Consider the following 10,594-nt stretch of genomic DNA (forward strand, 5'->3'; position numbering starts at 1 on the left):
GCCGACTGTTACACCAATTTTTAATCTATCGCCACCCATAGTTGTAGGTCGTCCGATAGATTTCCATCCACTCAATCAGCGTTTGCTGTTGAGTAGCATCGGGGTAGAGTCGGTAGCGGTAGTTGAGTGTTAGTAGTATTTACAGTTGAAAAGCTGTATGCAGAGATTATACACTATTTATTGGTAAGCTAAACACTTTTAATTGTTAAGTTAAGTTACATTGAGTAACTTAACTTAACTTGGGGGAGTCCATGTATAGCATTTTTATTTGAGATGTAAACATAGGATGAAACGCTTTAGGGAACATAAAAATCTGGATATGGTAGCCTTAGTAAGGAATACAGCGTTTGTTTTGATTAGAAAAAATTATAATCTAGTTTTACAACTCATTTGTAAAGCCTATATCCCCCGCTAAGCTTCCTTAAGCCCAGGGGTTTTATAGCTCCCCCAAAGCCCAAACCCCCTCATATCAAGTTTGGTTGAATACCCATAATTAAGGAGCCCGGGCGCGGGGAGGGTGGGAAGTGTGGGGAGATGGGGAGATGGGGAGATGGGGGAGATTTTTATTAAGGGTAATTATCCCGACATGATATAGGATAAAAAAGGAGAATATTTCAACTATGAGATGCCCCTTGATTAGTTGACTCTATGCTGTTGATTTATTCTCTGAAAGCCTCAAGAGTAGCGTTATTTTTTGCAGGCAGTTTTACCTGAAAACGGGAGAGGCTCTGATCGTTACAAAAAAAATAGAAAAGGATGAACAAGCAATGAGTAATCATGACTTGTATGATCAGGATTTCGTTCTGTGGACTGAGACAACTTGCCAGCAACTCAAAACAAAAAACTTTGATGAGTTGGATATAGACAATTTAATTGAGGAGATAGCATCCTTGGGACGATCCGATAGACGAGAGCTTCAGAGCCGACTTAAGGTTTTGATGGAACATTTGCTAAAAAGGCAGTACGTAGATTCAGAGCCTGATTATCGAGGCTGGGAAAATACTATCGATGAACAAAGAGAACAGATTAATCTTCTGTTGTCTGAATCTCCTAGCCTCAAGCCTTATCTTGAATCGGTCTTTTCCGATTGCTACAGATATCCACTGAAGAAGGTGAGCAGGAATTATCCATCTGTTAGTTTTCCTCAGAATTGTCCTTTCACTTCTGATATTTTAGATCAAGATTGACCTATCCTAAGCTGGTCTTCATGTAAATTATATTGTTATGACAGGAAGGGATAGGGTTTTACGGTGCTTCTTTGTACTGACTTTGCTGTCATTAAGCTTGGGCTATTTGAAAATAACTCCAATCGGAATCTGATGCGATTGGCCGTTGGCCACGCTACGCGAACGCAATAACACCATGATAGCAATCAATCGCCTCCTTAACTCACATTCCACACCCATCTATAGCAAAAAAAATAGCCGTAGAAATACTATCCACGGCTATTTCAGTAAACACTATGTCATGTCTCTCACTTTCCGAATCAATCCGGATGTAATCCTATTTCATTGGGCAAAGGTCACGCTACGCCAAAAGACCGGAGCCTTTGCCGGGGGGAAACCCCCCCAGAAATTTAACCTATTAACGCCAAGTCGAATACTTGGTTGCAAAACTAATTACTTGCCCTGGAATTCCGGTTGGCTGCAAAGGGCTCCAGTCGGAAACCGACCCATACCCGAGTGCAGAAAGGGAGTAAATAGTCTTGGTGACTCCTTCAGGAGAGCCCTTAATGTACTTAATACGTTGTTTCTTTTGGTTAGATTCATCAGAATTATTGTTTTGATTCGGAATAAAGTTTTGAGACATGGTTAAAAACCTGAATTATGTTCATACTGATTATTGTAATGATTATGGTTTTAGTTGTCAAGGGTTTTTATATTTTTTTTTGGAGGTAATTTGATAATAAATTTCAAAAAAACGAACGCATAACTTTAGCGAACGCAGGTAAGCTGATGTGAATTTAAATTCGTTATTTCTTCCAGACCCGGTGGTGCGTTACGGGACGGGCTATCTCAACACTGACTGCGAAACATAATATCAGGGCGAACCGTCCCTAACACACCCTACGCAGCTGCTATATCAATTAGCACTGATAACCTGTAAAGCCGTAAACTTAAAATCACCGAAAGTCTGGGAAACAATCTGCTCATTACCCCGAAATTCTTGTTTTTCATAACGACCATTGTTTAACACCAGCACAGTTACTAACTGCTCTTGGGGGTCAATAATCCAATATTCAGGAATAGCCCTTTCTTGGTATTGTTGTACTTTTTCCACGTAATCACGTCGGTAGTTTTCATCCCTTTGATTTTTGTAGGGGCTAACTACCTCAGCCACAAACTGTGGTGGAAGCATATCAAGGGTGATAGTTAGGCGTTTTTCCGTTTGGATAAGATGTTCTTCTCTAATTACTACTAAATCTGGATAGCGATTTTGAGGATTTCCTGGAACTTGTAATTCACAACTGTGCGTTTTAATTAAGCGGGGTTTAATTAGTTGTGCTAATTCGACCATTAGGCAAGTTGCTATCCAACTATTTGGTTCACTCTCAGGAGGCAATTCTACTAACTCCCCATCAAACAGCTCATAACGGTTATCTGTGCCATCATCATATTCCAGGTATTCCTCAAAAGTGAGTTTGGAGGTGGTTTTAACCATGGTAATTTTAGGGAACAGGGAACAGGGAACAGGGAACAGTAGGAAATAGGCGTTGCTGAATTAATAAATTAATGCGCGATCATTTGGTTTTCTTAAAGCCCCCTAAATACCCCATGATTGGGGGTCTAGGGCGTGTCTTATTACCTCGGAGATCCCCCTAAATCCCCCTTAAAAAAGGGGGACTTTGAGTATGGCTCCCCCCTTTTTCAAGGGGGGCTGGGGGGGATCATAATCTTGTGGAAAACGTTTAAAACACGCCCTAGGGGGGCAAAACCATACGCATAATGAGCAACACCGCTTTTTTGATTCTAATCCCAATTAAGTGACATTCCTAAATACTCTTCCAACCTCTGATTATGAGGTCTAAAAAATTCACTTAAGGTTTGTCTCAATTCCTGACTAATGGGAGTGTAAGACCTACCATTGCATTTGGGATATTGAAAAAACTTCTGATCAGATAACCCCAGGAATTCAATGATGGTACTCATGACAGTCTTAGGATTGCTATAGAAGTCTTCACTCTTCACTATTAAAAATTGTTCTCTCGGAAAAATCTCCATCCATCGTTTTAACTTATAGACGTAAAGACTTCCTAATAAATTATTTGGGTGTCGATACCCAATCTGTAATAGCTCCGATTCTGTCAAACTTTCCAGTCTTTGCTTCTCTAGATTTAGGGCATCTTCTAGACTGCGCTTTTCTCGACCATGATAAAAATTGTGATAGTAACAAGAGATGGCGCGATCAACGGGATTTCTCAATAAAACAATGAGCTTAACGTTAGGTAAAAACTGAAACATCCGTTGGGCAGATTCAGTGCAGTCAAAATAATTAGGACTTGCTTCCCCAGCTAAGAAATTAGGAGTGTCGGTAATAGATGGAAAATGGGCGAGATACCAATCAATCCCTTGATTAAAATATTTACTGAAAAAATTTAACTCTTTTTTATGAGGGGAGATAATTTGTGGATAACGACTCAGATACATATATAATGAAGATGTACCAGATCTAGCCGCTCCAATAATAACGAAGTCTGGACCATGTTCTTTTTTAGGTTTCCAGTCAACCTCGGCCAGGTTGGGATGGGATGCAACTGCTTTTTTGTAAGCGCTAGTTTGGTAACAGCTAATCGCCTCCTGAAGTTGCCCTTGCTCGGTTAGCACATCCCCTAAATTACCCCAAGCCAGAGGAAAATCTGGTTGCCGTTTGATGCACTGTCGATAAAAGGTGATAAGTTGCTCTAACTGCTCTGATTCAATCCAGGTGTACTGTAGGTCTACATAAGCTCGCTTAAAACAGGGGTCAAGCTCAATCGCTTTTTGATAAGACTCTATGGCTTCTTTGAATCGACTTTGCCCTCTGAGCAGTTGACCCAACTGATGATAATCTTTAGCGCTAGAGTTGGGATTACTATCGACTATTTGTCGATAATAGTTCATGGCTTGGTGATTTCGGGGATTATTCTCGACCGCCTGTTGATAAGATGCGATCGCATCTTCCATCTTTCCCTGGGATTGGAGTATCTCCCCGAGACGATAGTAAACTTGGAGTAAATTGGGCTTTAACTCAATCGCTTGTCGATAACAGGTTATGGCTTGGTCTGGTTTTCCCAGAGACCACAAGCTGTTGCCCAACTTAACATGCTCCTCGGCTTTAGCCCAATTTGGCTCTAGGCTTAGGGCTTGATACCAACACTCCGTAGCCTCGTCCTGTTGACCAGTCTTAGCAAAAACCCGAGCCAAGTTACGGTAAGCTCCAGCAAATTTGGGGTCAATAGCGATCGCTTTTTCGTAACATGCGATCGCTTCGGGCCACTGTTGCTGTTGAGCATACAGACTACCCCGATTAGCATGGTCTTTAGCCAACTTTAATTGAATTTTCACCACCTTGAGCTGGCCCTCGGTTGGGTCAACAGAGTCGTGATCATGACCCGAAGAGTGTTTGATATCCCTTGACATCGTTACCGTTAAGACGCTATTTTTTGAACAATCACTATGCGAGCCTGATGCAGAATCTCAAACTGACCCTTAACTGAATCTAGAAACCTATTAATCCCAATTTTAGGCGCTTCTTGTGGTTTAGCAGGATTGCTCCATCCATAGTTATTAACGATCATCAGCCCTCCCACCTTGAGTAGCTTCCAACAAAGTAAAGCATTTTGCTCAGCAATGGTAGCTTTGTGACGCCTGTCGCGAATGTTAGCTAAATCGTAGTAATTGCCATCAAGGGAATTAAGCAACTGCTCAGGTTTTCCCTCTAACCTAGTCACCTTTTCCGCTGCTCCAGTTTTAGCTATATTTCCAGCAAACTCTTCCTGAAAGTGTGGCGAAACACAAGTTAATCGAGCTGAAGAGTTAGTCAGGATTTTATCAAGTAACCAGCAAGCGGAATTGCCTTGAAAACTCCCAATTTCCAGACACTGAGCATCCGCGACACCAGCTAGGGGCTGCAAGTGTTTTTCCCAGACCGGAATTTTAAAGGTAAACCTATCCTGGGTGAATCGATAATCCTTCTGAGCACACTGATCCCAACCCCGCAATTGAGCAGCTTGTTGATAACAAGTGTAGGCTTCGGTCAACTCACCTTTTTTTACCAAAGCATCCCCGAGTTTAACATAAGTCCAGGGATAGTCACCCACTGTCGCAATGACCGCACGGCATGAGACAATCGCTTCATCCCACTTCTGCTGTTGAATCAACAGTTGGATCAGTTCCCGATAAGCTCCAGGAAAATTTGGATCAACCTCAATCGAGCGGCGAAATGCTGCAATCGCTGTGTCCACCATTCCTTGTTTGAGCCAAATCCCAGCAATTTTATAGTGGGCCTTAGCTTGATTTGGGTCAAGGTCGATTAACTGACGATAACATGCGATCGCATTCTCCCACTTCCCCTGGGCTATCAAACAGTCTCCTAACTCGTAGTAAGCTGCCCATAGGGTGGAGTCACGCTCAATCGCATTTTGGAAACAAGCAATGGCTCGATCCGGTTTACCCTGAGCCAGGAACGCTTTCCCTAGTTTATAATGTCCCTGAGCATTGGCTGATTTGGGTTTCAGGCTCAGAGTCTGATACCAACACTCAATTTCCTCGTCTTTTTTCCCCAGCTGAGAATAGATTTCTGCCAAACTCCAGTAAGCCTCAGCAAAATCTGGCTGGAGGCGTATAGCATGATAGTAGGATGCGATCGCTGCCTGCCACTGTTGTTGACTGCTGTATATATTTCCTATTTTAGCATAGACTTGCACTAAATTCGGTTTGTCATCGAACACTCTAGAGTGCCAGAAAATTGCATCATCAAACCGACCCATCCCTTGCAAGATATTGCCTAAAACTCGGCAAGTCGAGGCAAAATCAGGTCGATTTGGAGATGGACTTTCCAACGCTTGCTCACAAGCGGCAATTGCTTCAGTTAAGTAAGTGTACATGAGAGGGAACAGGGAACGGGGAACAGGGAAAAGGGAACAGGGAGCAGGGAGCAGGGAGCAGCGCTACTTGATTAACTTTTGCCTGTTGCCTTTCCTTCATAAAACATGTTCACAACTCAAATCAAGCATTCAGCGGTCAGTGGTCAGCGGTCAGCCCTTGGCCTTTGGCACCTCAAGTATCGCGGCACAGGCTTCTAGCAGTATCGTGGCACGCTGTGACCTAACCAATAGCCTATCAGCTGATTGCTGATTGCTGATTGCTGATTACTGACCTACTAAAGTATCTCAAAACCATCATCAGTTTTATTAATTTCAACATCCAAACCTGAACTCAATTGAGCAATGGTTTCCCCATCCACTTTTAGCTGACCAGTGATCGAGTCGTAAGTTACGATAGTCTGGTCATCAACCCCTGGAATCACGATCCGATCTTCTCCAGACTTAAACTCAGTAATAATATCCGGCTGATCGTCAAAGAACTCGAAGGTAAATGTATCCTCTCCAGGACCCCCGATCGCCACATCAGTGCCTGGTCCTATGATCAGGTTATCATCTCCTTCTCCACCCAGCACCACATCATCGCCTTCACCGCCAGTGATTTGGTCATCCCCTGCTTGCCCCAAGAGCACATCATTCCCGTCACCACCGCTAATCTCATCGTTTTGATTACCAGTCTGAATAATATCTAGACCATCGCTCCCCCTAATATTACTTCGTTCATCGTCTGGTCCTAAGATAACGAAGCCGTCTTCATCATTTGGGATAACTTCAAGATCTGGGTCAGCAAACATAGAAGACATCTACTATAACTCCTTCTTTATCCTAGTTGATATTACCACCTATCAACTATAATTTATTACAGATTTTTTCGCCACAAACAAGATTAGTTTTTTTGTATTCTCAAATAGTTAGTATTTCTACCGAAGATAGTGTGTATAAAAACGCGCTTATTGACCACTAGGTCTGATCGGACTGGTTATTTATCAAAAAACATTCTCTGAAAAACTAAAAGTCCCGCCCAATCGCCCAATAATTATTATTTATAGCAATTATTGCCTAAGATTGTTACACAGCAAGTTCGGTAGAGCCCAAATAGTTTTACTGAATCCATGGCATCCTTTGCCTCCTTATTGGTTATGCACCCTTGAGCATAGCTGATTTAGGCCAGTAATTTTCATTACTGAGTAAAGGGAATCTAGGTTAACTAATATATCTTCTGTTAGTGAGCTAGTATACATTAATTTTCGAATAGGTTGACAGTCAAAATTCTCTCCTTTTACATAATAATGTTTTAGTCCCAGTTGTTGACTAATCATCCAGTAATCTGTTCTCACATAACTGGGTGAGACTAGTTCTATAATTTGAGTGCCAGGGCGACAAAATACAGTATTGGTCAGACCAGCGCCATGGGGAGCAACAATTGCTTTAACAGAAGCAAATAAAGCAACTTGTTCCTTCACAGATAGGCTTTCTAGGGCAATGGTAATAAAACCAAATTGGGATAGCAGCTCCTTGACCTCAGTTTCATTGATAACTTGTCGATGTCTGGCTTGCGCTCTAGAAATGTAGATCCGCTCTGGGTATCTTAATTCCAGAGTTTGCGGTAGAAACCTCTGTCTGAGAAAGTTAATAGTACCCTGCGGTACCCAATCAAAATGTCCGGGAAAGGAGGGTAAGACTAACTCCTGGGCTTGAATATGGGGGTAGCGATCGCTGGAGATAATTTTGTTAGCAGGAATGCCTAAGTAATTGAGGGTTTCTTGTTGAAAGGGTTGCTGTGGCGTATTGATCAAAAACCAATCAATCTTAGGGAAATCTATCCCACTGCGGCGTAGGATTTCAATTCTAGGCAGGACATCAAACATCCAGTGGTAGTAGCCATGTCCAGACAGTCCCGATAGAACCGCTACTGTGCCATCAATGTACTCTAAAGGCGGCATCTGATCCAGACTAAATATTCTATGGTTTCTGGGGTCGTAATGCTCACATCCAGGTAAATACCATGGGTAATTTCGAGAGAGGTCAGATAGCAAATAATCATCTGGAGTAATGATGGCGATGCTATGACAAATCTTCCAGTAACTGCTTTGGGGGGCAATCCAAGCCCGTCCTTGTGGGATAGTCGCCACAAAGACAGTAGGGGAATCCACAGAAAGTGTTTGCGGTGGCTGACACTGATAGACCCTCTTGCCGAGATGAATCGACTGAAACTGGTTACACAGTCGTCTCATACATCGATTACAGGTAACACCGCCACATTGAGGCTGGGACTGAGACTGGGACTGAGACTGAGACTTGCTGCCTTCAACAGATATAGGAGCCAGGGCAGAAACTGGCGGCGCTACCATGGACATGGTGTTGATATCGTTTGGGAAACCATTGCCCTGGGAACCATGGTTCACAGAACCTTCAATTTCCCTCGATCCCGTATATTGCCAATCCTTGTCGATGGTTGACCAAGGTACCTCTATGTAGTAGCAGCCATGGCACTCTGTGTTGATATACCAGTCTCTAGTCGCTTCATAAATGCCCTTGATCGGGTGAGGGGGTTGGGAGGTAAGAGGCTTAGCACTATAGTTATCTGGCGGCTTAGCACTATAGTTATTTCTCGGCACGTTATCTATCGGCAAGACTCCGAGACTACCAAGGTTACCGCTCACCTTGCCCTCTTCTAAGTGCTGATGCCAGAGGGATTGGTAGTATTCAAGGGCTTGCTGGAACCGCTTTTGTTTGCTCAAGACTTGCCCTAACCGTAGATAAATCTGAGGATGAGCTGGTTGCAAGGCTAAACCCATGTGATAAGTCATCACTGCTGCATCCAGTCGCTGCTGCTCGGCTAAACAATCCCCTAACCGTATATACAACTCAACCTGGTCTGGCTGAATCTGTAACGCTTTCTGGTAATACTTTTCCGCCTGCTTTGCTGCACCATACTCAAACAAGGTATCCCCTAAATACAAATAAGTCTGCCACAGATATAGGCAGACTTGGAAAGTATCTTCTTTGTTCCGTAGTGCCTCAAGAAATCCAGAACAATAAATTTGCGATCGCTCAAGTATGTCTTGGCCTGGTAAACTTTTAGCACGTTGGCAATAAGCCTCCACAAAAGCTGGTTGCAATGCGATCGCTTTTCGTAAATAGTCAAAGGCTAGGGCTAGTTTCCCCTGAGCCATCAAGGCGTTGGCGCATTCACTGTAGGTCAATATCTGTTCTGGATCCAGCCTCAGCAGCCTTTCAAAATACTGCACTGCTATCGGATAATTCCCCTTCTGTTGCCATAACCGACCCAGATTTAAGTAAGCTGATTTTAGCTCTGGGTTTAACTCAATCGCACTACTGTATGCCACCAGAGCTTGACCTGCCTTACCTTGTGCTTGCAGCACCTTACCCAGGTTATTATACAGAGTCCCACACTTAGGATTATGGTCGATACCTTGTTGGTCGATACCTTGTTGATAGACTGCCTTTGCTGCCTCGAATTGTTTTAGCTCAAAGAGAACACAGCCCAAGTTATTATAAGCGCTGAGGTAATCTGGCTGGTTGGTAATGGCTTGGCGATAACTGTTGCTGGCTTCCTCTAACTGACCCCGTTGACCATACAACACTCCTAGGTGATAGTGGGCTTTGGCATCCTTGGGGTTAAGTGCGATCGCTTGCTGATAGCTTTCTTTGGCAGCATCCCACTCCCACAGCTTGTGCCTCGTGATTCCTAGATTGTAATGGTACTCAGCCTGATCCGGCTGTAGCCAAACCGCTTGTTGATAATGCCATGCTGCTGTTGTGAGCTCCTGGAGTTGACTATATAACTCACCTAGGCAAGCATGAGTTTGAGCTTGCTCCGGTTGGAGTTGCAGCGCTTTACTATAGGCATAAATTGCCTCCCTCCGCTTTTCCTGAGCAGCTAGGGCAAAGCCTAGTAAAACATTGAATTCCTCAGAATCAGGCTGCCGTCTCAAGGCTTGCCTACAAGAAGCAACGGCTTGACCCCATTGCTTGTTGGCTAAATAAGCCTTGACTTGTTGGTAACTTGGTTCAACCTTGATCATTAGGCAGCTATCGGGTTAGAACTAGCTTGGGCAGTTGACTGCTCCCACCGCTAAATCGAACGCGCCCCGCGTCGGCTAAGCCGGACGATTATAGCGGGGGATTCTTAAGAGCATAAAACTCTTACTGGTTGAGCCAAACAACCTCTAAACCCTCCGATACAATCATTGGGGTTACTTGTGTGCTTGCGAATTATATTTAGCGCTCCGTTGCAATCAGCGTTAATCAACCAACCTTTGCTAGTTCGGTATAATCCACGTTTGATTCTCTTACCACTGAACTTGTAGGATTTTGGGTTGTCAGCATTCCACACAGGCAATTCATCTTTATCCAAGCTAGGTTAAACTAAGTCGGGGGGTCGCCCCCAGCCGACTCGTCTTCAAAACCGTACGTGACAGTTTCCCGTCATACGGCTCCTCATGAAAGGAATCATTGTCATTGATACCTCTAGAAGGGATTATCATC

General features: G+C 43.6%; 8 protein-coding genes and 1 pseudogene. 1 reads left to right on the forward strand and 8 read right to left on the reverse strand.

The window, feature by feature from the left end:
- Nucleotides 1-25: 25 nt before the first annotated feature.
- Nucleotides 26-139, reverse strand: coding sequence for a helix-turn-helix domain-containing protein (locus F6K49_RS14290; protein WP_293025499.1), 114 nt, complete (start codon nucleotides 137-139; stop codon nucleotides 26-28).
- Between the two features lie 628 nt (nucleotides 140-767).
- Between F6K49_RS14290 and F6K49_RS14295 the strand changes: the two genes are divergently transcribed.
- Complete coding sequence (locus F6K49_RS14295) at nucleotides 768-1,187, forward strand: DUF29 domain-containing protein (RefSeq protein WP_293025475.1); 420 nt, start codon at nucleotides 768-770, stop codon at nucleotides 1,185-1,187.
- A gap of 397 nt (nucleotides 1,188-1,584) precedes the next feature.
- Here F6K49_RS14295 and F6K49_RS14300 read toward each other — a convergent pair whose 3' ends face one another.
- From F6K49_RS14300 to F6K49_RS14330, 7 genes and pseudogenes are all read right to left on the reverse strand, one after another.
- Nucleotides 1,585-1,809 (reverse strand): hypothetical protein, encoded by a 225-nt coding sequence (locus F6K49_RS14300; RefSeq protein ID WP_293025473.1) that lies wholly within the window; start codon nucleotides 1,807-1,809, stop codon nucleotides 1,585-1,587.
- A 273-nt stretch (nucleotides 1,810-2,082) separates the two neighbouring features.
- Nucleotides 2,083-2,661: a Uma2 family endonuclease gene (locus F6K49_RS14305; protein ID WP_293025471.1), complete on the reverse strand. Its 579-nt coding sequence runs from the start codon at nucleotides 2,659-2,661 to the stop codon at nucleotides 2,083-2,085.
- Nucleotides 2,662-2,969: 308 nt separating this feature from the next.
- A complete protein-coding gene (locus F6K49_RS14310; protein ID WP_293025469.1) occupies nucleotides 2,970-4,619 on the reverse strand; it encodes a tetratricopeptide repeat-containing sulfotransferase family protein in 1,650 nt (549 codons plus the stop codon).
- Nucleotides 4,620-4,627: 8 nt separating this feature from the next.
- Nucleotides 4,628-6,085, reverse strand: coding sequence for a tetratricopeptide repeat protein (locus F6K49_RS14315; RefSeq protein ID WP_293025467.1), 1,458 nt, complete (start codon nucleotides 6,083-6,085; stop codon nucleotides 4,628-4,630).
- A 275-nt stretch (nucleotides 6,086-6,360) separates the two neighbouring features.
- The gene (locus F6K49_RS14320) at nucleotides 6,361-6,885 is read right to left on the reverse strand and encodes a hypothetical protein (RefSeq protein ID WP_293025465.1); all 525 of its coding nucleotides are present in this window, start codon (nucleotides 6,883-6,885) and stop codon (nucleotides 6,361-6,363) included.
- A gap of 327 nt (nucleotides 6,886-7,212) precedes the next feature.
- Nucleotides 7,213-10,131 carry a tetratricopeptide repeat protein gene (locus tag F6K49_RS14325; protein WP_293097585.1) on the reverse strand — a complete coding sequence of 973 codons (2,919 nt, stop codon included), beginning with the start codon at nucleotides 10,129-10,131 and terminating at the stop codon, nucleotides 7,213-7,215.
- A 104-nt stretch (nucleotides 10,132-10,235) separates the two neighbouring features.
- A pseudogene (locus F6K49_RS14330) lies at nucleotides 10,236-10,466 on the reverse strand (RNA-guided endonuclease TnpB family protein); the annotation flags it as partial.
- Nucleotides 10,467-10,594: the final 128 nt, after the last annotated feature.

This window comes from Moorena sp. SIO3I6 (genome assembly GCF_010672095.1).

Excerpts from the sequence above, each read along its gene's own strand:
- F6K49_RS14300 (WP_293025473.1), bottom strand. The coding sequence starts at position 1,809 with ATGTCTCAAAACTTTATTCCGAATCAAAACAATAATTCTGATGAATCT.
- F6K49_RS14295 (WP_293025475.1), top strand. The coding sequence starts at position 768 with ATGAGTAATCATGACTTGTATGATCAGGATTTCGTTCTGTGGACTGAG.
- F6K49_RS14305 (WP_293025471.1), bottom strand. The coding sequence starts at position 2,661 with ATGGTTAAAACCACCTCCAAACTCACTTTTGAGGAATACCTGGAATAT.
- F6K49_RS14325 (WP_293097585.1), bottom strand. The coding sequence starts at position 10,131 with ATGATCAAGGTTGAACCAAGTTACCAACAAGTCAAGGCTTATTTAGCC.
- F6K49_RS14320 (WP_293025465.1), bottom strand. The coding sequence starts at position 6,885 with ATGTCTTCTATGTTTGCTGACCCAGATCTTGAAGTTATCCCAAATGAT.
- F6K49_RS14310 (WP_293025469.1), bottom strand. The coding sequence starts at position 4,619 with ATGTCAAGGGATATCAAACACTCTTCGGGTCATGATCACGACTCTGTT.
- F6K49_RS14315 (WP_293025467.1), bottom strand. The coding sequence starts at position 6,085 with ATGTACACTTACTTAACTGAAGCAATTGCCGCTTGTGAGCAAGCGTTG.